At 59.5% G+C, this 26,000-nt stretch carries 25 protein-coding genes; 18 read left to right on the top strand and 7 right to left on the bottom strand.

Features of this window, described 5'->3' with window-relative positions:
- The first annotated feature begins 142 nt into the window (after positions 1-142).
- The 9 genes from paaA to paaK all read left to right on the top strand — a co-directional run bounded on the left by paaA (position 143) and on the right by paaK (position 8,472).
- On the top strand, positions 143-1,132 hold the full coding sequence (gene paaA / locus ACNA0J_RS14045; RefSeq protein ID WP_415819496.1) for a 1,2-phenylacetyl-CoA epoxidase subunit PaaA: 990 nt from the start codon (positions 143-145) through the stop codon (positions 1,130-1,132).
- 213 nt (positions 1,133-1,345) lie between these two features.
- The gene (paaB, locus tag ACNA0J_RS14040; RefSeq protein ID WP_415819494.1) at positions 1,346-1,630 is read left to right on the top strand and encodes a 1,2-phenylacetyl-CoA epoxidase subunit PaaB; all 285 of its coding nucleotides are present in this window, start codon (positions 1,346-1,348) and stop codon (positions 1,628-1,630) included.
- 11 nt (positions 1,631-1,641) lie between these two features.
- Positions 1,642-2,406, top strand: a complete 765-nt coding sequence (paaC, locus tag ACNA0J_RS14035) for a 1,2-phenylacetyl-CoA epoxidase subunit PaaC (protein ID WP_415819493.1) — start codon at positions 1,642-1,644, stop codon at positions 2,404-2,406.
- A gap of 32 nt (positions 2,407-2,438) precedes the next feature.
- A complete protein-coding gene (gene paaD / locus ACNA0J_RS14030; protein WP_415819492.1) occupies positions 2,439-2,909 on the top strand; it encodes a 1,2-phenylacetyl-CoA epoxidase subunit PaaD in 471 nt (156 codons plus the stop codon).
- An 18-nt stretch (positions 2,910-2,927) separates the two neighbouring features.
- Positions 2,928-4,016, top strand: coding sequence for a 1,2-phenylacetyl-CoA epoxidase subunit PaaE (gene paaE / locus ACNA0J_RS14025; protein WP_415819491.1), 1,089 nt, complete (start codon positions 2,928-2,930; stop codon positions 4,014-4,016).
- A 26-nt stretch (positions 4,017-4,042) separates the two neighbouring features.
- Positions 4,043-5,707 (top strand): phenylacetic acid degradation protein PaaN, encoded by a 1,665-nt coding sequence (paaN, locus tag ACNA0J_RS14020; protein WP_415819490.1) that lies wholly within the window; start codon positions 4,043-4,045, stop codon positions 5,705-5,707.
- Positions 5,708-5,721: 14 nt separating this feature from the next.
- Positions 5,722-6,510 carry a 2-(1,2-epoxy-1,2-dihydrophenyl)acetyl-CoA isomerase PaaG gene (gene paaG / locus ACNA0J_RS14015; RefSeq protein ID WP_415819489.1) on the top strand — a complete coding sequence of 263 codons (789 nt, stop codon included), beginning with the start codon at positions 5,722-5,724 and terminating at the stop codon, positions 6,508-6,510.
- A 61-nt stretch (positions 6,511-6,571) separates the two neighbouring features.
- Positions 6,572-7,063: a hydroxyphenylacetyl-CoA thioesterase PaaI gene (gene paaI / locus ACNA0J_RS14010; RefSeq protein ID WP_415819488.1), complete on the top strand. Its 492-nt coding sequence runs from the start codon at positions 6,572-6,574 to the stop codon at positions 7,061-7,063.
- A 95-nt stretch (positions 7,064-7,158) separates the two neighbouring features.
- Complete coding sequence (gene paaK, locus ACNA0J_RS14005; RefSeq protein WP_415819487.1) at positions 7,159-8,472, top strand: phenylacetate--CoA ligase PaaK; 1,314 nt, start codon at positions 7,159-7,161, stop codon at positions 8,470-8,472.
- 111 nt (positions 8,473-8,583) lie between these two features.
- On the opposite strand, the gene ACNA0J_RS14000 is transcribed toward paaK, so the two are convergent.
- The 3 genes from ACNA0J_RS14000 to ACNA0J_RS13990 are packed head-to-tail and all read right to left on the bottom strand — an operon-like array spanning position 8,584 to position 11,253.
- The gene (locus ACNA0J_RS14000; protein WP_415819486.1) at positions 8,584-9,621 is read right to left on the bottom strand and encodes an ABC transporter substrate-binding protein; all 1,038 of its coding nucleotides are present in this window, start codon (positions 9,619-9,621) and stop codon (positions 8,584-8,586) included.
- Between the two features lie 35 nt (positions 9,622-9,656).
- Complete coding sequence (locus tag ACNA0J_RS13995) at positions 9,657-10,382, bottom strand: ABC transporter ATP-binding protein (RefSeq protein WP_415819484.1); 726 nt, start codon at positions 10,380-10,382, stop codon at positions 9,657-9,659.
- Between the two features lie 4 nt (positions 10,383-10,386).
- Positions 10,387-11,253 carry an ABC transporter permease gene (locus ACNA0J_RS13990; RefSeq protein WP_415819483.1) on the bottom strand — a complete coding sequence of 289 codons (867 nt, stop codon included), beginning with the start codon at positions 11,251-11,253 and terminating at the stop codon, positions 10,387-10,389.
- Between the two features lie 243 nt (positions 11,254-11,496).
- Here ACNA0J_RS13990 and ACNA0J_RS13985 point away from each other — a divergent pair, with 243 nt between their 5' ends.
- Positions 11,497-12,816: an LLM class flavin-dependent oxidoreductase gene (locus ACNA0J_RS13985; RefSeq protein ID WP_415819482.1), complete on the top strand. Its 1,320-nt coding sequence runs from the start codon at positions 11,497-11,499 to the stop codon at positions 12,814-12,816.
- Positions 12,817-12,844: 28 nt separating this feature from the next.
- Here ACNA0J_RS13985 and ACNA0J_RS13980 read toward each other — a convergent pair whose 3' ends face one another.
- From ACNA0J_RS13980 to ACNA0J_RS13970, 3 genes are read right to left on the bottom strand one after another with little or no spacing between them, the layout of a single operon-like run.
- Positions 12,845-14,488, bottom strand: a complete 1,644-nt coding sequence (locus tag ACNA0J_RS13980; RefSeq protein ID WP_415819481.1) for a rhodanese-like domain-containing protein — start codon at positions 14,486-14,488, stop codon at positions 12,845-12,847.
- A gap of 29 nt (positions 14,489-14,517) precedes the next feature.
- Complete coding sequence (locus ACNA0J_RS13975; RefSeq protein ID WP_415819480.1) at positions 14,518-15,714, bottom strand: acyl-CoA dehydrogenase family protein; 1,197 nt, start codon at positions 15,712-15,714, stop codon at positions 14,518-14,520.
- Between the two features lie 37 nt (positions 15,715-15,751).
- Positions 15,752-16,036 carry a hypothetical protein gene (locus ACNA0J_RS13970; RefSeq protein WP_415819479.1) on the bottom strand — a complete coding sequence of 95 codons (285 nt, stop codon included), beginning with the start codon at positions 16,034-16,036 and terminating at the stop codon, positions 15,752-15,754.
- Between the two features lie 280 nt (positions 16,037-16,316).
- Here ACNA0J_RS13970 and ACNA0J_RS13965 point away from each other — a divergent pair, with 280 nt between their 5' ends.
- The 8 genes from ACNA0J_RS13965 to ACNA0J_RS13930 are packed head-to-tail and all read left to right on the top strand — an operon-like array spanning position 16,317 to position 24,936.
- Positions 16,317-17,066: an SDR family NAD(P)-dependent oxidoreductase gene (locus tag ACNA0J_RS13965; protein ID WP_415819478.1), complete on the top strand. Its 750-nt coding sequence runs from the start codon at positions 16,317-16,319 to the stop codon at positions 17,064-17,066.
- Between the two features lie 12 nt (positions 17,067-17,078).
- Positions 17,079-18,158 carry an ABC transporter ATP-binding protein gene (locus ACNA0J_RS13960; protein WP_415819476.1) on the top strand — a complete coding sequence of 360 codons (1,080 nt, stop codon included), beginning with the start codon at positions 17,079-17,081 and terminating at the stop codon, positions 18,156-18,158.
- The gene (locus ACNA0J_RS13955; RefSeq protein WP_415819475.1) at positions 18,155-19,054 is read left to right on the top strand and encodes an ABC transporter permease; all 900 of its coding nucleotides are present in this window, start codon (positions 18,155-18,157) and stop codon (positions 19,052-19,054) included. The genes ACNA0J_RS13960 and ACNA0J_RS13955 overlap by 4 nt, the downstream gene beginning before the upstream one ends.
- On the top strand, positions 19,054-19,875 hold the full coding sequence (locus ACNA0J_RS13950; protein ID WP_415819474.1) for an ABC transporter permease: 822 nt from the start codon (positions 19,054-19,056) through the stop codon (positions 19,873-19,875). Before ACNA0J_RS13955 ends, ACNA0J_RS13950 begins: the two co-directional genes overlap by 1 nt.
- A gap of 37 nt (positions 19,876-19,912) precedes the next feature.
- The gene (locus ACNA0J_RS13945) at positions 19,913-20,980 is read left to right on the top strand and encodes an extracellular solute-binding protein (protein ID WP_415819473.1); all 1,068 of its coding nucleotides are present in this window, start codon (positions 19,913-19,915) and stop codon (positions 20,978-20,980) included.
- Positions 20,977-22,344, top strand: coding sequence for an LLM class flavin-dependent oxidoreductase (locus tag ACNA0J_RS13940; protein ID WP_415819472.1), 1,368 nt, complete (start codon positions 20,977-20,979; stop codon positions 22,342-22,344). Before ACNA0J_RS13945 ends, ACNA0J_RS13940 begins: the two co-directional genes overlap by 4 nt.
- A gap of 32 nt (positions 22,345-22,376) precedes the next feature.
- Positions 22,377-23,594, top strand: coding sequence for an acyl-CoA dehydrogenase family protein (locus tag ACNA0J_RS13935; protein WP_415819471.1), 1,218 nt, complete (start codon positions 22,377-22,379; stop codon positions 23,592-23,594).
- 16 nt (positions 23,595-23,610) lie between these two features.
- Positions 23,611-24,936 carry an NtaA/DmoA family FMN-dependent monooxygenase gene (locus ACNA0J_RS13930; RefSeq protein WP_415819470.1) on the top strand — a complete coding sequence of 442 codons (1,326 nt, stop codon included), beginning with the start codon at positions 23,611-23,613 and terminating at the stop codon, positions 24,934-24,936.
- A 20-nt stretch (positions 24,937-24,956) separates the two neighbouring features.
- On the opposite strand, the gene ACNA0J_RS13925 is transcribed toward ACNA0J_RS13930, so the two are convergent.
- Positions 24,957-25,997: a Bug family tripartite tricarboxylate transporter substrate binding protein gene (locus tag ACNA0J_RS13925; RefSeq protein ID WP_415819469.1), complete on the bottom strand. Its 1,041-nt coding sequence runs from the start codon at positions 25,995-25,997 to the stop codon at positions 24,957-24,959.
- Positions 25,998-26,000: the final 3 nt, after the last annotated feature.

Below are 26,000 nucleotides of genomic sequence, written 5' to 3'. Positions count from 1 at the left end.
CTGGACATGATACACATTTTTAATGTGATACAAGAATTTCTTTGACAATTGATTTTGTGTATTAAATAATCGTCTTTAGCTGAGTCAGATAAACGATCGGTGCGAGCGCCTGCAGGCGCATGCGACCGTACAGGAGACGAACATGTATGCACAGCTAGTCGAAACCGGCGTCAAGCAGGTCCGCAATGTGGATGAACTTTCCGGTCCCGAGCAGGCCTTTCAACGCCGTGTCGATGAAGGCGTGCGCATCGAGCCCCAGGACTGGATGCCCGAGGCCTATCGCAAAACACTGATTCGGCAGATTTCGCAGCATGCACATTCCGAAATCGTCGGCATGCTGCCCGAGGGCAACTGGATCACACGCGCGCCATCGCTCAAGCGCAAGGCCATCTTGTTGGCCAAGGTGCAGGACGAGGCGGGGCATGGTCTGTATCTGTACAGCGCTGCCGAGACGCTGGGCGTATCGCGCGATGAGCTGGTCGACGATCTGCTGACGGGGCGCGCCAAGTACTCCAGCATTTTCAATTACCCCACTTTGTCGTGGGCCGATATCGGCATGATCGGCTGGCTGGTGGATGGCTCGGCCATCATCAATCAGATTCCGCTGTGCCGCTGCTCGTACGGCCCTTACGCACGTGCCATGGTGCGCGTCTGTAAGGAGGAGTCGTTTCATCAGCGGCAAGGCTATGACCTGCTGATTCAAATGTGCTTGCATGGCACGCCAGAGCAAAAAGCGATGTGTCAGGATGCCCTGAATCGCTGGTGGTGGCCGGCGCTGATGATGTTTGGTCCGTCTGACGCGGATTCGCCGAACAGCGCGCAATCGATGGCCTGGAAGATCAAGCTGTTTTCCAATGATGAGCTGCGTCAGAAAATGGTGGACCAGACTGTGCCCCAGGCCGAGTATCTGGGGCTGACGGTGCCCGATCCCGATCTGAAATGGGACGCCGAGCGCGGTCATTACGATTTTGGCGAGATCGATTGGAGCGAGTTTTATGCGGTCATCAAGGGTCATGGGCCCTGCAATCGCGAACGCCTGGCCGCCCGTCAAAAGGCCCATGAAGCGGGCGCCTGGGTGCGCGATGGCTTGGTGGCCTATGCCGAAAAGCAGGCGCAGCGCAAGGCAGCGTGACCGTAGCAACAGATAGACCGTCATGAATACGCAGGTTGTCGATGCGCGTGAAATGGCCCTAGGTCAGCGTTCGACGAGGTACGTGGCGGGCAGTGCGCGGCAACGCGATGCAGCAGTGAACGGGGATTCCCTTCACGAACATCACGCCGCTTGTCGGTAGCGGAATGATTTCAGGGCGGATGACGTGCCGCCCAATACTAAAGGACAGGCATCATGAGCAAGGAATGGCCGCTGTGGGAGGTCTTTATCCGCAGCCAGCACGGTCTGGCGCACAAGCATGTAGGCAGTTTGCATGCCTCGGATGCGGAGATGGCCATCAATCATGCACGCGACGTTTACACCCGTCGTAACGAAGGCCTCAGTATTTGGGTGGTGCGCGCGGCCGATATCGTGGCGAGCAGTCCGGCCGATAAAGAGCCGTTGTTCGATCCGGCCAACAACAAAGTCTATCGGCATCCCACGTTTTTCCCGATGCCCGACGAAATCAAGCACATGTGAGAGACGCGAGCATGGACAAGCCCTTTTTTGAGTATTTGCTGCGTCTGGGCGATACCACGTTGATCCTGTCGCAACGCCTGTCCGAGTGGTGCGGCCATGGGCCTGCACTGGAAGAGGACCTGGCGTTGACCAACACCGCGCTGGATTTGCTGGGGCAGTCGCGCATGTGGTTGACGCTGGCCGGCGAGATCGAGGGTGCGGGGCGCGACGAGGATGCGTTGGCCTATTTGCGTCATGCGCATGAGTTCCGGAATCTGATTCTGGTCGAACGGCCCAATGGACATTATGGTGACACGCTGGCACGCCAATTTTTCTTTGACGTGTGGCATTACTTTCTGCTGCAGCGCCTGACGCAGTCGACTGACGAGCGCGTGGTGGCTATCGCGGCAAAGTCGCTGAAAGAAGTCACCTATCACGTGCGCCGCTCGTCGGATCTGGTGGTGCGTCTAGGGGATGGCTCCGAGACCAGCCACACCAAGATGCAAGAGGCCATCGACGACGCATGGCGTTATACGGGTGAGCTGTTCGTTGACGATGACATCGATCACGACATGGTTGAACGCGGGATTTCCTGTGAGTTGGGCACGCTGCGTGGCCCCTGGCTGGCGCATGTGCGCGAGGTGTTGGCCGAGGCCACGTTGACGATGCCGGCCGAGGATGACGCTGGCCACCTGGCCTACCAAGGAGGGCGTCAAGGCCGTCATACCGAGGCGTTGAGCTACGTGCTGGCGGAAATGCAGTCGCTGCCCCGCGCGCATCCGGGAGCCGTCTGGTGAACGGCGTTGCGACCGCGTCGCCGAGCCAGGTCATGACCTGGCTCGAAGGCGTGCCCGATCCGGAGATCCCGGTATTGTCGGTGGTGGATCTGGGCGTGATACGCGAGGTGGCATGGGAAAACGGCACGTGCGTGGTCACCATTACACCTACGTATTCCGGTTGCCCCGCGATGCGGGAAATCTCGGAGGATATCCAACGGACGTTGGCGGATCACGGTGTCGCCGCGGTGCGCATACAGACGAGATTGTCCCCTGCCTGGACTACCGATTGGATGAGCGAACGTGGCCGGGCGGCGCTCAAGGGTTATGGCATCGCGGCGCCGGCTGAGCGTGCCATTGACGTATCCGGCATCAGCCGGCGCGCCGCCGGGCCGTTGATCGTGTGCCCGCACTGCGGCTCGTCGCAAACGCGACTGATCAGTCATTTCGGCTCGACCTCGTGCAAGGCGCTGTATCGCTGCAACGCGTGCCGCGAGCCGTTCGATTATTTCAAAACACACTGAACAGGGCCGGAGTACGCCATGAGTCAGAATTCTTTTCATTCTCTGCGGGTCTCTTCCGTGGCACGCAATACGCGCGATGCCGTGGTGGTGACGTTCGATTTGCCGCAGGCGCTGCAATCGCAGTTTGAGTTTCGTCCGGGACAGTATCTGACGCTGCGCACGGAGCTCGAGGGCGAAGAGCTGCGCCGTTCTTATTCGATTTGTTCGGCCCCGGGCGACGGTGTGTTGCGCGTCGCGATTAAAAAGGTCGATGACGGCGCATTCTCCAGCTGGGCCAATCACGCGTTGCAGGCTGGCCAGATGCTCGAGGTCATGCCGCCTGCCGGTAATTTCACGGTGGATTTTTCGCCAGAGCATCAGCGCCATTATGTCGCTTTTGCCGTGGGCAGTGGCATCACGCCGGTGTTTTCCTTGGTGAAAACCGCGCTGTCGACTGAGCCGCATAGCCGATTTACCTTGTTCTTTGGCAATCGTGCCTCATCGTCGGTGTTGTTCCGCGAGGAAATCGAGGACCTGAAAAACCTGTACATGGACAGGTTTTCCCTGGTCTACATCATGAGCCGCGAGAGCCAGGACATCGAGTTGTTCAATGGCCGGCTCGATGGCGACAAAGTCGACCAGCTTTTGTCCGCATGGATGCCTGCCGCCGATATTGATTATGCTTTTGTCTGTGGTCCGCAGACCATGATCGAGAGCGTGGTGCAGCATCTGCAGGATCGCGGCGTACCGAAATCTCAGATCAAATTCGAGCTGTTCGGCGCGCCGCGCGGACCACGAGCGTTGCGTACAGGCCGTGATACGCCCGCTGCCCCCGGAAAAGGGCAGTGCGAGGTCACGGTGGTGCAAGACGGCCACAGCCGCAGTTTTGTCATTCAGAAAAATAAAGACAGCGTCCTGGACTCGGCGCTGGAGCAGGGCATCGAATTGCCGTATTCCTGCAAAGGCGGAGTATGTTCGACGTGCCGCTGCAAGGTTATCGAAGGCGAGGTCGATATGGACGCGAATTTCGCGCTCGAGGATTATGAAGTCGCGCGCGGCTTTGTGCTGAGCTGCCAGAGCTTTCCTGTCAGTGACCGCCTCGTATTGGATTTTGATCAAGAAACTTGAATAACGCATTTATCCGGAGACCGCACGTGTCATTAGAATTTTTCGAGCGCCATCAGCCTGTGCTAGAGCGTGCCTTGGCCGCCGCTGCCGATCGTGGTTATTGGAGTCCGTTCGCCGAGTCGCCCAGTCCGCGCAATTATGGTGAGACTGCCAACGAGGATGGGCGCGCCGCTTTCGAAGCTTTGCGTGGCAAGCCTTTTCCGTTGGAACTGAAGGGGGCCGACGGGGCGGTGGGCGGCGAGCAATCGCCTTATGGTTTCGCCTTGGATATTACGTATCCGCGTGTGCCGCCGGCCGTGCTGGTACAGTCCGCCGCTCAAGCGTTCGAATCCTGGCGCCGTGCCGGGCCACGCACCTGGGTCGGGGTATCGCTGGAAATCCTGGCGCGGGTGAACCGGCGCAGTTTCGAGATCGCGCACGCGGTGCAGCACACCACGGGCCAGGGTTTTATGATGGCTTTTCAGGCGGGCGGTCCGCATGCACAGGACCGAGGCCTCGAGGCCGTGGCCTATGCCTGGCAGGAAATGGCGCGTATTCCCGATGTGGCGTTGTGGGAAAAACCCCAGGGCAAGAACGATCCCATCAAGATGGAAAAGCGTTTCACGGTAGTACCCCGTGGTACGGCGCTGGTGATCGGCTGCTCGACCTTTCCGACCTGGAACGGCTATCCGGGGTTGTTTGCCAGTCTGGCTACGGGCAACGTCGTGATCGTCAAGCCGCATCCCGGCGCCATTCTGCCGCTGGCGATCACGGTGCAGGTGGCGCGCGAGGTCCTGGCCGAGGCAGGCTTTGATCCCAATGTGGTGCAACTGGCCGCGCATGCCGCAGGCGACGATACCGCACAGCAATTGGCTCAGGATCCCTCCGTCAAGCTTATCGACTTTACCGGCAGCAGCGCCAACGGTAATTGGCTGGAGCAAAACGCTCGCCAAGCCCAGGTGTATACCGAGAAAGCAGGCGTCAACCAGATCATCATCGATTCGGCCGAGGACCTGAAAGGCGTGGTGCGCAACCTGGCTTTTTCGCTGGCCTTGTATTCGGGGCAGATGTGCACGGCGCCGCAAAATATCTACGTACCTCGCGATGGTATTAACACGGCAGAGGGGCACGTCAGTTTCGACGACGTCGCGGCCGCACTGGGAACGGCCGTAGGCAAGCTTTGCGCCGATCCTGCCAAGGCTGTGGAACTGACGGGGGCGATTCAGAACGAAGGCATCGTCCAACGCATCGAACAGGCACGCGCATTGGGCCTGCCCGTCGTGGTCGACAGTCAGTCGCTGACGCATCCTCAATTTGAAAACGCGCGGGTGCATACTCCGTTGGTGCTGCGTACCGATGCCAGCAATCCTGACATCAGCAAAGAATGGTTCGGGCCGATTGCTTTCGTTGTGGCGACGGACTCGACTGCACACAGTATTGAGCTGGCTCGCGATAGCGTGATCCAGCACGGCGCGCTGTCCTTTGGCGCCTACACGACAGACGACGACGTCGCGGCGCAGATCCAGGATGCGGCAGAGGTATCGGGTGTGGCGCTGTCGTTGAATCTGACGGGCGGCGTGTTCGTGAACCAGACCGCCGCCTTCAGCGATTTTCATGGCACAGGTGCCAACCCGGCGGCCAATGCGGCGTTGTCGGATTCGGCCTTTGTGTCCAACCGTTTTCGCGTTGTGCAGACGCGCCGTCACGTCTAACAGGAGCGGATTCCATGACCTATCAGAGCATTCTGTTCGATCTGTCTGGCGGCATCGCGCGTCTGACGCTGAATCGTCCCGACAAACTCAACAGCTTCACGGCTGCCATGCACGGCGAGGTGGCCGATGCACTGACCCGAGTCGAAAACGAGGGTGCACGTGTGTTGGTCCTGACGGGGGCGGGACGCGGGTTCTGCGCTGGCCAGGATCTGAGCGAGCGCCAGATGGCTGCCGACGGCATTCCTCCTGATCTGGGCGAGACGGTAGAGAAGTTCTACGCACCGCTGGTACGCCGTTTGAATGCGCTGCCTTCGCCCGTGGTCGTGGGCGTCAATGGTGTTGCGGCGGGGGCAGGGGCCAATCTAGCCTTTGCTGGCGACATCGTGATCGCCAAGGAGTCCGCCAGCTTCATCCAGTCGTTCTGCCGTCTCGGCTTGATCCCGGATACCGGCGGCACGTATGTGTTGCCTCGTCTGGTAGGACGTGCGCGCGCCATGGGATTGGCGATGTTGGGCGACAAGCTCACCGCTCGCCAGGCCCAGGACTGGGGCCTGATCTGGCAATGCGTGCCGGATACCGAATTCGAGGTGACATTGGACAAGCTGGCCACGCATTTTGCGTCGGCCCCGACACGCGGGCTGGCCAGCACGAAACAAGCCTTGCAAGTGAGTTTGCAAAATGATCTCTCGACGCAGTTGAACCTGGAGCGTGACTTGATGCGCGAGCTGGGGCGCAGTGCCGACTATGCCGAAGGCGTAGCCGCATTCATGGCCAAGCGCGAGCCGCAATTCAAAGGGCAGTGATTGCCGACGGCCCGGAAAGACCGGGGCTCCTATTTCATAGCAACCTAGATACGCTACTGACATGCACACTGGACTGACAACCTCTCCGGCATCGAATCAGGATCTTGATGTCCCTACCGATCCTCATGCGTTGGCGCAAGCGGTCGGAGACACGATGTACGCGGCTGATGCGGCGAGCCAGGGCCTGGGCATGCAGGTCGTCGAGATTGCGCCCGGCTATGCGCGACTGACGATGCCGGTCCGCCCAGACATGCTCAATGGCCATCAGACGTGTCATGGGGGCTTTTTGTTTTCCTTGGCGGACAGCGCCTTTGCTTTTTCATGCAACTCGCGCAATGTCAGTACAGTGGCCTCCGGCTGCACGATTGATTTTCTCGCGCCTGGATTTGCCGGAGACGTGTTGACGGCCGTGGCGCAAGAACGCTCGCTGGCCGGACGCACCGGGGTCTATGACGTCACCATCACGAATCAGGACGGCAAGCAACTGGCCCTGTTTCGCGGGCGTTCCTATCGCATCAAAGGCCAGATCGTGGGCGCCCCGCCAGAGCGTTGACGGTCATTCATACCCGGGTATTGCGGCCTCGCCATACTTGTTGATTACGTTGATAAAGCGGCGAGAAGCCGTACAGTATTTCAGGAGACAGCACCATGTCCAATACCGTGAGCAAGCCCGGACTGGATCCCATCGAACACGCGAGCCGCGACGAAATCGAGGCCCTACAGCTGCAGCGCCTGCAGTGGACGGTGACCCATGCCTATCAGAATGTGCCGCACTATAAACAGGCGTTCGATGCGGCAGGCGTGCATCCCGATGATCTGAAGCATCTGTCGGATATCGCCAAGTTTCCCTTTACGACCAAGAAAGATCTGCGCGACAACTATCCCTTTGGTCTGTTTGCCGTGCCGCGTGAAAGGGTGTCGCGCGTGCACGCGTCCAGCGGCACGACGGGCAAGCCCACGGTGGTGGGTTATACCGCGCAAGACCTGGATAATTGGGCCAATCTGGTGGCACGCTCGATTCGTGCGGCCGGCGGTAAAGCGGGCGATATCGTGCACGTGGCCTATGGCTATGGGCTATTCACTGGCGGGCTCGGGGCGCATTATGGAGCCGAGCGGCTAGGTTGCACGGTAATCCCCATGTCGGGCGGCCAAACCGAAAAGCAAGTGCAACTGATCAATGATTTCCGGCCGGACATCATCATGGTCACGCCTTCGTATTTCTGCAATATCCTCGAGGAACAACGCCGTCAGGGGATTGACCCGCGTCAGAGCTCGCTGCGTATCGGCATCTTTGGCGCCGAGCCCTGGACGGGGCAGATGCGCCAGGATATCGAAACCGAGGCGGCGATCGATGCTGTGGATATTTATGGATTGTCGGAAGTCATGGGGCCAGGCGTCGCCAGCGAATGCGTGGAAACCAAGGACGGTCCCGTGGTGTGGGAGGACCATTTCTACGCCGAGATCATCAATCCCGACACCGGTGAGCCCGTGGCCGATGGGGAGTCTGGCGAGTTGGTGTTCACGTCGCTGACCAAAGAAGCCATGCCCATCATCCGCTATCGAACCCGCGATCTGACGCGTCTGCTGCCGCCTACATCGCGCAGTATGCGCCGTATCGGCAAAATCACGGGCCGAAGCGACGACATGCTGATCGTACGTGGGGTAAACCTGTTTCCCACGCAGGTGGAGGAACAAGTCCTGAAGATCGCGCAACTGGCACCGCATTATCAGTTGGTGCTGACGCGCAGCGGACACCTCGACGAATTAGAGATCCTGACCGAGGTGCGTGACGAGTTTGCGAATTTGGCTGAGGCGGAGCGTGAGGCGCTAGGCAAGCAACTGCAGCATGCCGTCAAGTCGTACATAGGCGTGACCGCTCGGGTTCGCGTCGCAGAGTGCGGTTTTGTCGAGCGTACACTGACAGGTAAAGCGCGACGGGTGATTGATAAGCGGCCGCGTTGATTGATCCAGGCACTCTCGCGGAAACGGACCATGCCTTGAAAAACAAACCCTCCGGGGGGGCTGTCCCGGAGGGTTTTTCTTTAGTGTGAAAGCGAAGCTGCCGTTCGCTGTTCAAGGCTTGGCAGGGACGGGCCAAATCGCTTTTTGTGCCTGGTTGAACGTCGTATCGTATTCGACGGCGACGTTGACCTGTTTACGTATGGCTTTCCCTTCGTGCAGGATATCGGCGATCTTTTGTTCCTGAGCGATGAGCTCCGGCGTGAAGGCAATGAAACTGCCGCTGCGAATCTGGTATTCGAAGGCCGCTCGTTCGTCGGATATCTTCAGCTTATCTTTCAGCACTGCCAGGACTTCGTCACGATGTGCCTCGTGCCAGGGCCAGTAACCCGACAGTTTTCCGAAAAAGTCCTGCAGTGCGGCGGTTTTGGTCGGATCTTTCAGGACCGATGAGGTCGCCGTCCAGACCCCGAGCGCCGGAATGGCCGTCTCGCGGTCAGTCAATAGAATGTGGCCAGCCCCGGAGCGAATCGTGCTGAGCACCGGCGCCAGGCCTCCTGCATACACTTCGACTTGCCCCGAATTGAACGCCGCGGCCGAGGTGGCGCCGTCATTGAACTTGATGGGTTCGATGTCTTTCTCGGTCAGGCCGGCTTGCACCAGCGTAGCCAGATACTGGGCATGGTTATAGCCACCGTAGTTATAGCCGACTTTGTGTCCTTTGATTTGCTGTGGGCTGGTGATCTTGGTGTCACTGCGCACCGCTGTGATGAGCGGCGGAAAATCTTTCGAATACGCATTACGCCAGCCGGCTACGATACGCAGAGGAATCGTGTCGGCAGTCCATTCCGTGCGGGCATTGGCCTGTTCGATCGTCAGCGACGTGTCTCCCATGTGACCCAGATCGACGCGTCCCGCATAGAGCGCGGATAGATTCGCCGCAGGCCCGGTCAATAATACCCAATCCACCTTATAAGGTGAGCCGTTGAGGACGCCGGATTTCTCGACTAGCGCAGGAAATGCGGGGTCCTGATAGGCCACGGTCAGCGTCGTGCCCTGCAGCGCTGGCGCAGCCTGGGCGATAGTCGGTGGAGATACGGAGACGGCGGTAACGGCGACGGCCGCCGCTTGCAGGAGGGTGTTGAGGCGCATTCAGATGTGTGATTCGAGTGAAGAGGATGGGAGGATCAGTGCATGCCGCGCGAGAACTGCTGCAGGAGTTCTCGCTTGAGGGTGTTGAACGCTGCTGAGGTCGTATCCCGTTCGCGCGGCAGGTCGACACGGGTTTCATGCTGGATACGTCCTTTGGACAGGATGATGATGCGATCGGCAAGAATCAGGGCTTCGTCCAGGTCATGCGTGACAATCACGACGCCCAGCGTATATTTGGCCCACAGCTGCAGGACCAGGCTCTGCGCGCCGCGCCGTGTGAAGGCATCCAGTGCGCTGAATGGTTCGTCCAAAAGCAGCAGCTCAGGCTGGCGATACAAGGCTCTCGCGACGGCGACACGCTGCGCTTGGCCTCCGGAGAGGCTGCGTGGCCAACTATCGAGCTTTTCCTCCAGCCCCACATCGCGCAGGGCCGCTTTGGCGTGCCCGCGCGCACCACGTCGGCTCGACTCGTCCAGCAGCACATTTTTCCATACGCGTTGAGCCTGGATCAGCCGTGCATCCTGAAAGACCACACTGGTCGTGCCTTTTACGTGGGCCTGGCCACCGTTTGTCGACTCCAGACCGGCGAGGATGCGCAGCAGTGTGGTCTTTCCGGTGCCGGACGGGCCCACCAGCGCCACGAACTCGCCTTTGCGCACTTCGAAATCCACCCCATTCAATACGGTGTTTTCGCCATATTGTTTGGTGACGTTGGATAGCTGTGCCACGGTATGTGGCACGGCATGATTCCCGGTAGCCATCGGTCTATCTCCAGCTCAAGACGCGCTGTTCAATGTGGCGCAGCAAGGCATCGACGAGAATGCCCAGAACGGCGTACACCAAAATGCCCGCGAGAATGATGTCGGTGCGTTGAAATTGATTGGCGTTGTTGAGGATGAAGCCGATGCCGGCACTGGCATTGATCTGCTCTGCCGCGACGAGCGCAAGCAGCGCGGCGGCCGCGGCGTAGCGTGTGCCGACCAGGATGCCCGGCAAGGCCATGGGCAATACAATCAGGCGGATATAGTGCTGCCTCGATAAATGAAATGCCTGGCCTAATTCGCTCAGTTTGGGATCGATGCCGCGGATGGCGTGATAGACACTCAAGTACATGGGGGTAATCGACGCGCCGACGATCAGCGCGATTTTCGAGGTCTCACCGATGCCGAACCAGACGACAAAGATGGGCACGAGTGCGATGAACGGAATCGTCCTCAGCATTTGCAGCAAGGCGTCATAGCCGCGCTCCGCGCTGCGGGAGAGGCCTGCAGCCAGTCCTAGCAGCAGACCCGCGCCGCCGCCAATCAGCAGTCCCAGCCCAGCACGCCAGAGTGAGATGTGCAGGGCAGCCTGCAGATCGCCGGACTGCCATAGTTCACCGTAGGCCTGCAATACCGCTGCCGGAGAGGGCAACACGAAATCGTTGACCCAACCGAGAGAGGATACGGCTTGCCAGGTAATCACCAGCAATAGCGGGACCAATAGCCGCCATACGGTTTCTGGTATGGCAACGCGCCTGGCGCGCCCTGGGTCAACGGCGTCGCGAGAGCCTATTGCCGTTGGTGAAATTAACGTCGTTGTGCCATCCGTGCCGATGGACTCGGCGGAGATGATCGATTCCTTGGCAAGCATTTGCCACCCGTGGTGATATAGCGTGATCGAATGAGTCAGTATAGAAACGGCATCGTGTCAAACGAACCAATAAGTTTTAATTTCTACATAGCTCAATTGACTTAACGTGCATTGATGCCACGGGCTCGTCTATCTGCGTGCTTACGACAACCGGTGCTACGCAAATCGCGAATGGATATTAGACCAATGGGTCGTGTTCTCGCATACTCGTGAGCTTGTTTTCTTATTGGATTTTCGTGACTCATGACAGCGAAACGTCAACTACACCTGAACACGAATGTGACCGCGCTGGGCCGTCATCCCGCGGGTTGGCGGCTGCTGAATCAACCTAATGCCATTGTTGATCTGCGGTTTTACCAACAGATTGCGAATGTGGCCGAACGCGGAAAACTCGATGCGTTGTTCCTGTCTGACGCGGTGGCACTAAAAGGACACGCGAGAGGGCCATCGCAGGCGCTGGAGCCCACCGTGCTGCTTACGGCGTTGGCCGCTCACACGACACATCTGGGGTTGATCGCCACGGCGTCCAGTACGTATAACGATCCGTTCAATCTCGCACGCCGCTTCAGCAGTGTGGATCATCTGACGGGAGGACGTGTCGCCTTGAATGTCGTGACGACCTATGATGCGGCGGCGGCAGCGAATTTCAGTCTATCGCGTGTTCCGGACAAGGCCGAGCGTTACGCGCGTGCCCGCGAATTTGTCGATGTGCTGGCTAAGCTCTGGGATAGCTGGGAGGACGGCGCGTTGTTGGCGGATCAGGATACAGGGCGCTACGCCGACCCCGACCGTGTGCATGCTATTCACCATCGTGGAACCTATTTTCAAGTGGATGGGCCATTGAACCTGCCCCGCAGCCCGCAGGGGCGGCCGGTATTGATACAAGCGGGTTCTTCGGAAGGCGGGCGTGAGCTGGCGGCCGCAACGGCAGACGCTGTGTTTACGGCGCAAACGACAGTGGAGGGCGGCCAACGCTTCTATGCGGACATCAAGGGCCGGGCTCGCGCGTTGGGACGCAATCCTGAACACATTCATATCCTGCCGGGGCTGTTCCCCGTCATCGGCGGTACCGAAGCGCAAGCCCGCGCGCGTAAAGCAGAGATGGATGAATTGATCGATTGGGAGGCTGCGCTTGCTGGCTTTGCTCAGGTATTGGGGGTGGACGCCGATGATCTGCCGTTGGACCGACCATTACCTTACGAGAAGATAGCCAAGGTAGCGCGTGGAGATCAGTCGCAGGGTTTTGTGGACGCAACGTTGCAACTGGCGCGCGCTGATAATCTGACGGTCAGGGAGTTGCTGGACAGAAATCCCGGCGCGCATCGCATTGTGATCGGGACACCCGAGCAAGTCGCCGATACGATAGAAACCTGGTTTCTGCAGCGTGCCGCCGATGGGTTCAACTTGAATGCCGATGTGTTCCCGAGCGGCCTGGAGGCGGTGGTGGATCATGTCATCCCCATTTTGCAGCGGCGCGGACTCTTTCGACGCGATTACGAGGGTACGACATTGCGGGATCATTTCGCCTTGCCGCGGCCCGCGAGTCAGTACGCCGAGGCGTAAGCCTCGGCATGTTCGGGTGAGCCCCGGTTCAGGCTGGGGCGTGCAAGGATCCCTTCAGGTCTATGCCCGTACGGGGCTCGCGCTCCAGCTGGGTGACGAGCCCCAGCTCCCAATCCAGATAAGTGTTGAAGTTGCGATCCCGTTCCTCGATCGTATCGAACACGTATGGGTTGTACCAGGCATCGTCTCGCCCGGTCAGCAAGCGTTCACGGCCTTGGCCCGAGGCAAGCCCAGCCTGATGCCAGGCGGCTGTGCCGCCTTGCAGCGGCCGCGCTGGCACCCCTTGTGCGACCAGGGCCTGCGCGACGGCACGAGCCCATGTGCCGTCTGTCGAGGCCAGTACGACAGGGGTATTGGCCGGCAGGCTTGCCAGATGAGCCTGCAGGCCATGCGGCGCGATAAAGCGCGCGCCGGCAATATGGCGGCGGGCATAGGCGACGCTGTTTTCAATCTCGATGACTTCAGGATTGGCATGCTTCTGCAACTCGGCCAATTCGGTGGGCGTGATCCACTCGGGAGACTCCGAGTACGCCTGCAGCACCCGTTGTGTTTCAGGACCGATTTCCAGGGCGTGCTGTGTTTCGGCATGGACGGCATAAACATGCACGTGGTAGCCGCCCAATTGGGCCAGCCACGCCGCGGTCGTTTGGGCGCGTACGCCATCCCAGTCCGCCAGCACGATATGTGCGCCGCGCGTGGCAGCGTATTCGTCTGTCGCTTGCACCAGTTGGCCGCCGGGGGCCCATCGCCAGCCGGGTAAATGCCCTGCCAGGTATTCTTGTTTGTCGCGGACATCGAAGCGGTACACGGTCACGCCCTGGCGTTCCAGCGCCTGCAATGCCTCGCCATCCAGTTGCGTCACGCCGGCCCGTTGCGCCATATCGCGTGCGCGCTGCCGTGCGACGTCCAGAGAGTGACCACGCGGTGTCGGTGCGGGCTGCACGCGGCCATTGGCCAGGGTTTCTCCTTCGATCAGCCACGCCATTGTGCCGTTTCGCAGCGATACGACGCGATTGGGCAGGCCTGCGTTGATGAGGGTCTGCGCTCCGACGATACTGCGTGTGCGGCCCGCGCAATTCACGACGATGAGTGTCTCGGGATCGGGGGCAACCTCGCCAATACGATAGACCAACTCAGCGCCAGGCAGGCTGTGCGCGCCGGGGATGCTGAACGCCTCGAATTCCTCGCTCGTGCGGCTGTCGACCACGACCAGATTGTCGCCTCGCGATAGGCGTTGCTTGAGTTCGCTGGCATCGATGTGAGGCGTGCCCAACTCGTGTTCCAGCAGTTCGCCAAATGCTTTGCTCAGTACATTGGTGCCGCTGTAGAGTTCGAAGCCAGCGGCCTTCCAGCTCGTGATGCCGCCTTGCAGGATATGGATACTGCTATATCCCAGGATGGTCAGCTTGAGCGCAGCTTGAGTGGATTCGCTGCCATCCGCATCGATCAGCACGATACGTGTGTGGCGGCGCGGGACCAGACTGTCAATATCCAGCTCCAGCCGCCAATAAGGTGCCGAGGCCGCCAGCAGCAGGTGTTCGCGGGCATAGATGCCTTGCGGGCGTACGTCCAAGACCGCGAGCTCGTTGCCGTCGTGCAGGATGTCTTGCAAGGCTTGTGCGGTGATAGTCTCGAACGAGACGAGTGGTGTCGAAGAGGATGGCAGAGTCATGATAGATCCAGAAACAGGAAAAAGGGCTATCAAAAATAGGACAGCGACGGTAACGGCGTGCCATGTACGAGCTTGCGTCCGATGGCCAGTGCCTTGTATGCAATCGGGTTATGCGCCGTGACGGTGCGCAGATTGCGCCAATGACGGTCCAAGCGGTTGCCGCGCCGGATGGCGGAGGCGCCCGCGACCTCGAACAGCTCGCCCGCGGCCCTCAGGGCCAATTCGTCGATGACCACCTTGGTGCGAGCAGTGCTCTCGGCGGCCCGTTCGAATAGCTGGGCATCGGGGTTGCCCGTGGCCGCGCTGTCGAATGCCTGGCCTAGCCATTGAGCGGCCTCGAGGACGCCGACTCGAGCCAGATGTGCCGCGCTGGCGAGTCGCCCGATGACGGTTTGCGGCAGGGGATCATCCGCCGGAACAGGCTCTACTGCATGATAGAAATTACGTTCCCTGGCTTTGAGCAGGACGACCGCGTCATCGACTATGCGCTGCAGGATTCCGGCCACCACAGCGGAGAGATATAACTGCGGGAACGTCGCGAAGTACGGCAGTTTGGTGCCCTGGGTATCATCGACGATGTCGTTTTGGTCGACGGCGACATTGGTGTAGGTTGTACTGCCGCTGCCGGTGAATTCCTGGCCAAACCCGTCCCAGTCATCGGCCACGTCGACGCCTTGACGCGATGCCGGAACCACGACTTTGGTGGATTTTCCTTCGGTGTTGACTGCATAGACGTACAGATAGTCGGCGTAGAGATTTCCTGTGCTGTAGAACTTGCGGCCGCTCAGGCGCAGTCCGTCGGGCGTGGCGGTCACCGCCGTGTCGTATTTCAGGTTGCCGACGTTCTGCTTGCCCAGTTCCGTCGCGGAGGTGCCAAACGTTTCGCCCTTCGCAACGCGGCCCAGATAGTCCTCAAAGACGGGGATACGCGAGCGGTCAATGAGAAATGTCTCGGTGACGTTGAGGTGATTGCGCAGCGAGTGGGCGACACTGGAGTCGGCGCGAGCCAGCACTATGACAAAATCAAAAAGCTGAGGCAGGGAAACGCCGCCGCCACCCTCATCGCGCCGCAGGCGCAGAGCGCCGACGCGAGCTTGCTTGAGCCTCTTGAGGGTTTGCGTGACCGCGGGGGTGTCTCGATCAGGCGTGGCTTCTTGCTCGGCTACCCACGGTAGCAGGGCGAGTAGATCGGACAGCTCGATGGGGGGCAGGGATGAGGCAGACACGATGGTTGAGGCTCCAGAGAAAAAAGAATGACGAGAATCAGGCGTCCTGTTGTTCCGTTACGCCGAGCCGCTTGAGCAGATGCTCGCGCAACTGAGCAAAATCGGATTGTGTCGTTCGGCGCGGCCGCTCCAGATCAATAGGCAGATCCTCGCCGACACGTCCGTGCTCCAGAACGAGCACGCGATCGGCGAGCAACAGGGCTTCATCTACGTCGTGCGTCACCAGCAGAATCGTCGCGGCATGGCGTTGCCATAGGCGGGCGATCAATCTCTGCATTTGCAGCCGCGTCAGAGCGTCCAGTGCCGCGAAGGGCTCATCCAAGAGCAGCAGCTCCGGATCGCGAACGAGGGCGCGTGCTAGCGCGGAGCGGATGAACGAGAGGGAGTCATGTGAGGATATTCCACGTTCAATGAATAAGACCGGAAATACTAATCACAAGTTGGCGTCGCGATAACGACGGATGTCTTATTTGAAAATAGGTAGGAAGGATAGAAGCTATATGCAAACAAGGAAAACTTGGTTGGTGTGAACGTATGGGCTCGATAGGATGGTCGACTTTCGTCCGGTGCGACGAGACAACTGAGATCGTGGAAATCGAGCGATGGCAGCACATACTGGGAAAGTCATTTGGGTCACTGGGGCGTCGGGCGCGCTGGGCGGCGCGATAGCGCGGCACCTTGCCACCGAAGGCGCAACGGTGATCGCGAGTTCGCGCTCAGTGCGCGCGGAGGATTTCGTTGAGTCGGCTGGTATTCGTCTACTCGCACTGGATGTGAAGAACACCAGCGCTGTGCAGGCCGCCGCGGATCATATCGTTTCGACCTACGGCCGATTGGACGGCGTGGTTGTCAGCACTAATGTGGGCGCATTCGGCGACTTTCTCGAATTGAGCGACGATGCCTGGTATGCCGTGCTGGAAGCAAAGCTATTGGGAAGCGTACGCGTCGTCCGAGCGGCCTTGCCTGTGTTGATCAAACAAGGAAAGGGCGCGGTCGTCGTGATTAGCGGGCGTGGAGGTATTGATCCTCCACCACAGCATTTTCCAGGCTCCAGTGTGAATGCGGCCCTGGATCTGCTGGTTCAAGGCCTGGGCCGTCGCTATGGCCGTCATGGCGTACGGACCAACGCTATTGCGCCTGGCCCAATTCGCTCTCCGCGTTATCAGGCGCTAGAGGACGCGGAACCCGGTGATGGCAAGGGTAAAAACCAGTATGCCTCCGTTGCATTGGGTGCGCCGGGCGAACCTTTGGATGTCGCACATGCAGCCTCATACCTATTGTCTGATGCGGCAGCGTTCGTCAATGGATCGACCCTCGCGCTTGATGGCGGCGGTCCGGGCTATCAACTTTGAGCCTCCAGGATCATGGCAAGCGTCGAGCTCCAGAGTGTTGTAAAGAACTACGGTGGCGCGCCGGTGGTGAATCAGGTCTCACTGTCGGTGCAAGACGGCGAGTTCTTGACCTTGCTGGGCCCGAGCGGCTGCGGGAAAACGACATGTTTGCGCATGGTGGCGGGGTTCATTGCGCCGGACTCAGGAGTGGTGCGTATTGCAGGACAGGATGTGACGAGCGTGCCAGCCTACCGGCGCAACACGGGCATGGTGTTTCAGCAATATGCCTTGTTTCCTCATCTTTCCGTCGCGCAGAACCTGGCATTCGGACTGCAGCTGCGCAAGGTCAATCGACACGATATTCGGCGGCGCGTAGAGGATGCGTTGGAGCGCATTCGATTGCCTGGCTACGGGAATCGTTATCCCGATCAATTGTCGGGAGGTCAGAAACAGCGGGTCGCTCTGGCACGGGCGTTGATATTCAGCCCCCGCGTGCTGTTGCTGGATGAGCCTTTGGGGGCACTGGATCAGAAGCTGCGCGAAGAGTTGCAACAGGAGATCAAGCGTATTCAGAAAGAGGTGGGCATTACCACGATCTTTGTGACGCACGATCAAAACGAGGCGTTGAGCCTGTCGGACCGTGTCGTCGTCATGCGGCAAGGCGGCATTGTGCAGATAGGCGCGCCCAAGACGCTATACGATCGGCCTGCCGATCGTTACGTGGCGAGCTTTATTGGCAAGATCAATCTGTTATCCGTGCGTGCGAAGCAGGATCCAGAAAGGGGCGGGTGGCTTGTGGGGCGCCCCGGCGGAACCTATCAATGGCGAGTGGAGTTCGATGCGGGGCGTCGCCCAGAGCGGGAAGAACCGTTGCTGCTGGCGTTGCGTCCGGAGCGTATTCAGCTGGGTGCAGAGCTGCCCAATCGGATTCGCGGCCAGGTGGAGCAAGTCACTTACGCGGGAGATGGCTGGCTGGTGGACGTGCGGGCCGAAGATGACGTACGCATCGTAGCCAAGGTCAACAATCGGGTGATACCGGTGTCGGGCGAGGCGGTCACGCTGAGCTGGAGTCATGAGGACGCGTTGCTGTTGCCTGACGAGGCAACGGCATGAGCCAAGACGCTGTATTGCGTGTGTCGGAGACCTCATCGGTCTGCATCGGCAGGCGCGAGGCCGCGTTGTCCCGCGTCGGGGCGTTGGCTGTGCCGGGTTCGATTTTTCTGGCCTTGTTTTTTCTGGCGCCGCTTTGCTACCTGCTGGCGCTGTCCCTGCATCCCGGGGGCAGCATGGGCAGGGTGGGTCCTGAATGGAGCCTGGTGAATTACCAGCGTTTTCTCACCGATACCTATTATCTGGGGATCCTTTGGGATACCGGGCTGTTCGGTGCATCGACAGCCTTGATCTGTGCGGTGATGGCTTTTCCATTCAGCTATAAGCTGGCTCGCATGCGGGGGCCATGGCGCACGCCCTTGCTGTTCATCACGGTATTGCCATTGTTGATCAGTGCTGTGATCCGGAATCTCGGATGGATACCCGTGCTCAGCGAGCGAGGTGTGCTGAATCAGATTCTGCAGGCGGCGGGGCTGCGAGCGGAGCCTGTCGAATGGATATACAACTACACCGGTGCGCTCATCGGGATGGTGCATGTCGAGTTGCCGTTCATGGTGTTGATGTTGATGGCGGTCATACGGAAAATCGATCCTGCGTTGGAAGAGGCCGCCATCAATCTGGGCGCGGCGCCGTGGCAGGTGTTCTTGAAAGTGATTCTGCCCTTGAGTCGTCCAGGACTGGTGGCGGGAACCTTGATGGTTTTCATGGCGTCCATCAGCGCATTGGTGACGCCCGCCATACTTGGCGGCAAGCGGGTTATGTTGATGGCGCTGTACATTGATCAGCAGATGCGCGGACTGCTGAATTATCCCGTCGGGGCCACCGCGGCGATCTTGACGATGGTAGCTGCGTCGGTGGCGATGTTGCTCGCTCTGAAACTAGGCCGGAGCCGAGTGTGATGAACACAACGATGTCGTCGCGTGTTCAGCGGGCGTTATTGCGAGCCGCCATTTGGGCCGTGCCGTTGTTTCTGGTTTTGCCGTTCCTGGGGATCGTCAGCGCCTCGTTTTCGCGCAGCGGTGCCTTGGCTTTTCCGCCGAGTGACTGGACCTTGCATTGGTATCAGTCCATTCCAGATCCCTATTTTGACGCGCTGCGCTATAGCTTGTCCTTGGGCGCCTGGACAACCGCGCTGGTGACAGTGCTGGGTGTGCCCTTGTCGTTGGCATTGGTGCGTGGCCGCTTGCCGGGAAGTTCGATTATCAACACCTTGTGTATCGCGCCACTGGGTGTTCCCACCATCGTGATTGCCGTGGCGGGATTCAAGTTTTCCATGTGGGTCGCCGACAGCTGGGGTTACAGCTTGAATGGCAACAGCGCCGGCATCGTGTTGATGCAGTCGGTGTTTACCTTGCCGTTACTGGTGCGTTCGGTCATTGCCGCTTTTGCACACTATGACAACACGCTGGATGAGGCAGCCCAGAATCTGGGCGCGACGCCGTGGCAGGTGTTCTGGCGAGTGACGGTACCGTTGATCGTGCCGGGCGTTATCGCCGGCATGCTGTTCGCGTTCGTCTTGTCGTTCGATGACGTCGTGGTGGCCTGGTTCATGGGAGACCCCGGCACCCCTACATTGCCTGTCAAGTTGTTCACGGCCATGGAAGTCGAATTCGACAACGCGATCACCGCACTCAGTACCCTGATCGTGGCGGCCTGGGCCGTTCTTTTACTGCTGTTGAACCGATTCTTTCAACTAGAGCGAGTACTGGTGCGAGACTAAGCGCTGCGCTCTCGAAACCTGTTCCGGAGATGCTATTTTGAAATGGTTGCAAGTGTTTTCCGCCACGGTCTTGACCTTGGCTGGAGCTATCGCGGCGGCGCAGCCGGCGCCGGACGGAAATATCGTGTTGCGCGTATCGTCGTGGGGAGGAAAATCCACCCAGACGCAAATCAAATACGCCGGCGACATTTTTACGAACAAGACTGGCGTGAAGGTGCAGTTCATCGACGGGGCTTCCATCGATCATCTAGCCAAGCTGGTGGCGGCGCGTGGACGAAATGTACCCTATGACGTCGTGCTGCTCGATGGCGATGTACGTGCCCAGGCTATCCAGGCAGGGGTATTGGAGAAGTTCGACTATGACAAGGTGCCCAATGCGCGTCTGGCCTTCGACGAGGCCAAGGGTGTGGATGGCTATAGTCCGGATTTCGATTTTGTGTCTGCGATCTTTGTCTACAACGCGGACAAGTATCAAGAAGCAGGGATACCGGCCCCAGTCTCCTGGAAAGACTTGTGGGATAAGCGGCTGGCGGGCCATGTCGCCTTGCCCGATTTGGCCAATGGCGCTGGCCGCGCGTTGCTGATTCAGACTTCACGGCTGCTCGGAGGCGACGAAAGCGATTTGAGCAAGGCCGTGGAAGAAGTCGCGCGTGTGGGCGCGCGCAGTTATTGGTCCACCTCGCAACAAGCCGAGCAATTGATCAAGTCAGGCGATATCTGGCTGACCGTGATCGCGGACGGCCGGGCCTATTCTCTGCAGGACGTGTACAAACCCGCTCGTGCCGTGCGTCCAAAGGAAGGGTCGATTGCCTATGCGTCGACGGCAGATATCGTGAAAGGGACGCCGCATCCGGAATTGGCGGCTCAGTTCTTGAATGAAATCTATGGCCCCTTGTATCAACTGGGCAACGCCGTGGATTTCAACTACGGGCCGACCAATCGTTTGCTCACCCCTGTCATCGATGCGGACAAGTCGTTGGCTGCCAAGCTGATTTACACGTCCGAGCAAGCCAAGACGCTGTATCACCCCAATTGGGATAAATACTGGGCGGCGCACGAACGCGCTCAGGATCTGTGGAACCGCACCATTACGTCTCGCAAATGAGCAAGCACATACGCCTGAACGCTTTTCATATGAACGCGCCGTCCCATTCGTGGGCGGGGTTTTGGCGGCATCCCCGCGATCGTTCCGTGGATCACAATCGCCTGGACTACTGGGTAGACCTGGCCGTGACGGCCGAGCGCGGTTTGTTTGATGGTGTGTTTTTGGCCGATGTGTTCGGGATCTACGACATCTATGGTGGAGATGCCGGGGCGACGTTGCACGAAGGCTCGCAATCTCCTTCGCACGACCCAATATTGACGGTTCCTGCGATGGCCCATGCGACAACGCATATCGGCTTTGGTGTTACCGCAAATCTGACTTACGAGCATCCTTATCAGTTTGCGCGCCGTTTTTCTACGTTGGACCACTTGACTCAGGGCCGGGCCGGCTGGAATGTCGTGACCGGATATTTGGATAGCGCCGCGCGTGGAATGGGCCTCGCGAAAGCCCGCGAGCATGATGAGCGTTATGCCGCGGGCGAGGATTTCCTGCAGGCTGCCTACAAGCTGTGGGAGGGGAGTTGGAGCGGCTCGGCCGTGATTCGGGACCGCCGTCCCCGTGGCGCTTATATCGACCCTGCGCAGGTGAGAAAGGTCGTTCATGAGGGGCCGTATTATCGCGTGGAGGGCTTCAATCTGGCTGAGCCTTCACCGCAACGCACGCCCTTGTTGTATCAGGCGGGCGCCTCGGGTCGAGGTAAGGCCTTTGCTGGTACGCATGCCGAGTGCGTGTTCCTGGAGGGGCAAACGCCCGCGATTGTGGCGCAGGCGGCACGCGATATTCGTCAGCATGCCGTGGACGCGGGCCGCCGGGCCGACGATGTCCTGCTGTATTTGGGCGCGACCGTCCTGGTGGCGCCCACCTCAGCCGAGGCCCGGGCGCTGCAAGAGGAATACGCGCGTTATGTGGATCCCGTCGGGCAGCTGGTCTTGGTATCGGGCTGGACCGGCATCGATTTTTCCAGGCTCGATCCCGATGAGCCGCTGCAGTTCGTCAAAAGCAATGCGCTGCAATCGACGGTCGAGAATCTGACCAAGCGTGCAGGCCGGCCGATTACGCCACGTGATATGGCGCGCTTTGATCAGATTGGCGGGCGCGGGCCCTTTATCGTGGGCAGCCCCGTCGAGGTCGCGGATCAATTGATTGAGTGGGTCGATCAGACGGGCGTGGACGGCTTCAATCTGCGACGCCTGGTCGTGCCAGAGAGCTTGACCTCATTTGTTGATCTGGTCGTGCCTGAATTGCAGAGCCGTGGCCGCTATGCGACGCAGTATGCGCCAGGAACGCTGCGTGAAAAACTTTTCCCGGGACGCGGACCGCACTTGCCGGCATCGCATCCTGGCGCACGCTATCGCTACGCTTGAGTTCGTACTGACTTCATTGGAAACGGAGACCTATGTCTGCCCCGAAATCCGACACCGCGTTGTCGTTGCGTCAATCCCTGGATACGGTGGCCTCCCGGCTGGCCGAGCGATCTGCCGCCGTCGATGCCGAGGCACGCTTCCCCTCTGAAAACATGGCGGCGCTGCATCGCAGCGGACTTTTGCAAGTGGGACTGTCCCGTCAGCGAGGCGGCGCGGGATTGGGCCGCGAAACGTCGTTTGCCGATTTCTTTGAGGTGGTGACGGGGTTGGCGAGAGCGTGCAGCAATACGGCACAGTTGTTCACTGTACAAAATGGGGCGCTCTATACGTTAGAACAGTTGGCGAGCGATGCGCTGCTGGATGAGATCGCCAGCGCGGTGCAGCGGCGAGGGGCGTCGTTCTGCTTTGTGGGTGCGGAGCCAGACGAGCGTTTTACGCATGACAACAAGCGTGTCAACGTCAAATCCATCGCGACGCCGCTTCCGGATGGACAATGGCACATCACGGCGGAAAAGGCCTTTGCCACGGGATCGGTGGGTTGCCAGTATGCGCTGTTTCAGTGCGCGACGGTTACCGAGGACGATGGGCGACCCCCGGAATCCGTGCTGGTGGTATTGCCGCGCAATCATCCCGCCGTGGAGATCCAGGATACCTGGAATGGCGTAGGTCAGCGTGCTACGGCCAGTGGCCGCTTGCGCGTTGCGCCTGGCAATGTGTCTGCCCATTGGGTCGTGGGCAATCCCGCCAGCGCACCGCATGGTGCGCTCTTTGCTCCGTTATACCAATTAGGTTTTGCGGCCATTCTCGCCGGCATCGGCGAAGCTGCGCTGGACGACACGCTGAAATTCGTACACGGCACGCTCAAGCCTACGCATGGCTATCAGCGGCCGGCCGATGAGCCTGCCATACAAGCGCATGTGGGTGACATACGCATCGCGTTGTCGGCGAGCCGGGCCTTGATTCGCGAGGCGGCCCGGGGCATGGATGCGTATCTGCGGCAGGAGGCAGACATCTCCGATGTGTTGGTGGCTGTCTATCAGGCCAAAGTCCATGCGAGTGCGAGTTCCCTGGAGGCTGGCTCGCGTCTGTTTCAGGTGGGTGGAGCACGCTCCGCCACGCGTGATTGGGCGTTCGATCGTCATTGGCGCAATGCCCGCACTCTGACGCTGCATGATTCCGTGGACAAGCAAAAGGGGATTGTGGCGCGGCATGTGCTGGGCATCGAACGGCCCAACGTCTCTACGCGTTGATGCAGAAGGGATAGTCATGCTGCTGGCGTATTTTCTTTCGCATTCGGCGTCTCCTCATACGGTGGGGCAATGGCGTCTGCCCCGGTCGTTTCAGGGCTTGCGCTACGATCGTCCTGAGTATTGGGAGCATGTGGCTCGCACAGCGGAGCGCGGCGGGATCGATACGATTTTTTTGTCGGATTCCTATTCGATTTACGAGACCTATCGCGGCAGCAGCGATGACACGTTGCGCTATGCGGTGCAGTGCCCACGCCATGATCCATTGCCATTGATTCCCATCATGGCGCGCGTGACGCAGCATGTGGGCTTTATCGCGACGCTGAGTACGGCATTCTTGCCGCCGTTCTGGACAGCCAGGATGTTTGCCACCCTGGATCATTTGACCGAGGGCCGGGTGGGATGGAACCTTGTGACGACCGCTGGCGAGCTGGAGGCGAGGCAGTTCGGACAGACGCTCGACGAGCATGACCAACGCTATACGCGGGCCGAGGAATACCTGGCACTGTGCCGCACGCTGTGGGATAGCTGGGCGCCAGATGCCATCATTGCTGATCGGGTACAAGGCGTTTTTGCCGATCCGCAAAAGGTCGCGCCGATTGACTTTCAGGGCGAGTACTTTTCCAGCAAAGGGCGCTTTACCGTTCCGCATTCTCCGCAAGGGCATCCGTTGATCGCTCAGGCGGGGTCATCGCCGGCGGGATCGGCGTTCGCCGGGCGTCACGCGGATCTGGTGTTTGGCTTGCGCCACTCGACCCAGGGCATGAGAGAGTTCCAGACTCGAGTGCATGAAGCCGCGCGGCAAGCGAACCGCCGTCCCGAGGATGTCCGCATCCTGTGGGGGATTGTGCCGATCGTGGGAGAGACACGTGCAGAGGCACTGCGTAAGCAGCAGGCGATTCGCGACAACGTCACCGTGAAGGCGGGGCTGACGATGCTGTCGGCGTTCTTGAATATTGATCTTTCGCGTTTTGATCCGGATTCACCATTTCCTGATATTGGCGAGACCAGTGGTATACGCGGTCATTTGTCCGTGATTACCGAGGATTTTCCGCGAGAGACACCTCTCGCGGAGATTGCACGCCATTTTGCAGCGGGCCAAGGTCCGCATATTGTCGGGACAGCGGTGGACATTGCGGACCAGTTGCAGCAGTTGCTGCAAGAAGGCGGTGGTGACGGCTTTATTTGTATCAGCCACACCTTGCCGGGCTGCATGGACGAGTTTTCAGATCTCGTCATTCCCGAGTTGCGGCGTCGAGGACTGCGGCCGCCGGGGTACGATCATCGTACGCTGCGCGAAAGGGTGAGAGCTGGCGCTGGTCGCGCAGCGGCGCGAGATCAATAGCGGGTCGCGCTGAGTAGTTGTCAGAGCGATATGTTGGCCTTGCCGGCGACCTCTCGCCAGCGTTTCAGATCCGCTTGCAGTTCCGTGGCGAATTCGTCGGGCCGATCCAGCACTGGCTGCACGCCGCGTGTGATCATGCTTTCTGTCGCGGCCTTGCTTCCCATGCCGTTGCGCATGGCTTTATACAATGCTTCCGTGATTTGCGGGCTGAGTTTTGCCGGGCCGAATACGCCGAACCATGTCGTGGTGTGAAACCCAGGTACGCCTGCTTCTTGTGCTGTGGGAATCGACGGCGCGTTGCTGGCCCGTTCAGTGCTGGTGACGGCCAGCGCACGGACCTGTCCGCTTTGGATATAGGGTAATGACGAGGGCAAGGTGTCGAAGTAGGCATCGACTCTGCCGCCTATCAGGTCGGTGATGACTTGGGCGCTACCCTTATAGGGTACGTGTTGAAAGTTTGTGACGCCAGCCGATTGCAGAAACATTTCCGCCGCCAGATGGGTGATGTTGCCGACGCCCGCTGATCCGTAGATGATTGGCTTCTTGCTGTCCTTGGCATATTGCAGGAAATCCGCCAGAGATTTGACCGGTAGTTTCGGATTCACGACAAGCACTAGAGGGGTGTAGCCAATCTGAGTGATCGGCGTGAAGTCCTTGATTGCGTCGTAGGGCAGCGATGGCGTCAGTGCAGGGCTGATGGCCTGCGATGCGGTCACGCCTAGCAGCAAGGTGTAGCCATCGGCAGCGCTGCGTGCGACTTCGGATGCCGCGATGGTGCCGTTCGCGCCGGGCTTGTTGTCGACGACCACGCTGGTGCGCAGCGTTTCTCCCAGCTGTTGCGCGACCTGTCTGGCGACAAAATCCGCGCCGCCGCCTGGAGGGAATCCCACGATCAGCCGAATGGGCTTATTGGGAAAGTCCGCCGCTTCGGCGGTCTGTGGGGCCGCTGCTGTCAATAAGATCATCGAGGCTGCGCAGGCGGTGACACCGCTCATGATGCGCGAAACGATGGGTGTGGCGAGGGGCCGTTTTGTCCCTCTGACAAAGGTGAATCTATGCATTGT

Source organism: Bordetella tumbae, assembly GCF_965139195.1.
GTDB classification, from domain to species: domain Bacteria; phylum Pseudomonadota; class Gammaproteobacteria; order Burkholderiales; family Burkholderiaceae_B; genus Bordetella_A; species Bordetella_A tumbae.
The sequence above is the reverse complement of the archived record's forward strand: the minus strand, read 5'-3'. Positions and strand labels throughout refer to the sequence as shown.

Coding starts and splice junctions, on each gene's coding strand:
- ACNA0J_RS13980 (WP_415819481.1), bottom strand. CDS start 14,488: ATGACTCTGCCATCCTCTTCGACACCACTCGTCTCGTTCGAGACTATC.
- paaB (WP_415819494.1), top strand. CDS start 1,346: ATGAGCAAGGAATGGCCGCTGTGGGAGGTCTTTATCCGCAGCCAGCAC.
- ACNA0J_RS13925 (WP_415819469.1), bottom strand. CDS start 25,997: ATGCATAGATTCACCTTTGTCAGAGGGACAAAACGGCCCCTCGCCACA.
- ACNA0J_RS13990 (WP_415819483.1), bottom strand. CDS start 11,253: ATGCTTGCCAAGGAATCGATCATCTCCGCCGAGTCCATCGGCACGGAT.
- paaE (WP_415819491.1), top strand. CDS start 2,928: ATGAGTCAGAATTCTTTTCATTCTCTGCGGGTCTCTTCCGTGGCACGC.
- ACNA0J_RS14000 (WP_415819486.1), bottom strand. CDS start 9,621: ATGCGCCTCAACACCCTCCTGCAAGCGGCGGCCGTCGCCGTTACCGCC.
- ACNA0J_RS13940 (WP_415819472.1), top strand. CDS start 20,977: ATGAGCAAGCACATACGCCTGAACGCTTTTCATATGAACGCGCCGTCC.
- paaG (WP_415819489.1), top strand. CDS start 5,722: ATGACCTATCAGAGCATTCTGTTCGATCTGTCTGGCGGCATCGCGCGT.
- ACNA0J_RS13955 (WP_415819475.1), top strand. CDS start 18,155: ATGAGCCAAGACGCTGTATTGCGTGTGTCGGAGACCTCATCGGTCTGC.
- ACNA0J_RS13995 (WP_415819484.1), bottom strand. CDS start 10,382: ATGGCTACCGGGAATCATGCCGTGCCACATACCGTGGCACAGCTATCC.
- paaI (WP_415819488.1), top strand. CDS start 6,572: ATGCACACTGGACTGACAACCTCTCCGGCATCGAATCAGGATCTTGAT.
- ACNA0J_RS13950 (WP_415819474.1), top strand. CDS start 19,054: ATGAACACAACGATGTCGTCGCGTGTTCAGCGGGCGTTATTGCGAGCC.
- ACNA0J_RS13985 (WP_415819482.1), top strand. CDS start 11,497: ATGACAGCGAAACGTCAACTACACCTGAACACGAATGTGACCGCGCTG.
- paaA (WP_415819496.1), top strand. CDS start 143: ATGTATGCACAGCTAGTCGAAACCGGCGTCAAGCAGGTCCGCAATGTG.
- paaK (WP_415819487.1), top strand. CDS start 7,159: ATGTCCAATACCGTGAGCAAGCCCGGACTGGATCCCATCGAACACGCG.
- paaD (WP_415819492.1), top strand. CDS start 2,439: ATGACCTGGCTCGAAGGCGTGCCCGATCCGGAGATCCCGGTATTGTCG.
- ACNA0J_RS13965 (WP_415819478.1), top strand. CDS start 16,317: ATGGCAGCACATACTGGGAAAGTCATTTGGGTCACTGGGGCGTCGGGC.
- ACNA0J_RS13930 (WP_415819470.1), top strand. CDS start 23,611: ATGCTGCTGGCGTATTTTCTTTCGCATTCGGCGTCTCCTCATACGGTG.
- paaC (WP_415819493.1), top strand. CDS start 1,642: ATGGACAAGCCCTTTTTTGAGTATTTGCTGCGTCTGGGCGATACCACG.
- ACNA0J_RS13935 (WP_415819471.1), top strand. CDS start 22,377: ATGTCTGCCCCGAAATCCGACACCGCGTTGTCGTTGCGTCAATCCCTG.
- ACNA0J_RS13960 (WP_415819476.1), top strand. CDS start 17,079: ATGGCAAGCGTCGAGCTCCAGAGTGTTGTAAAGAACTACGGTGGCGCG.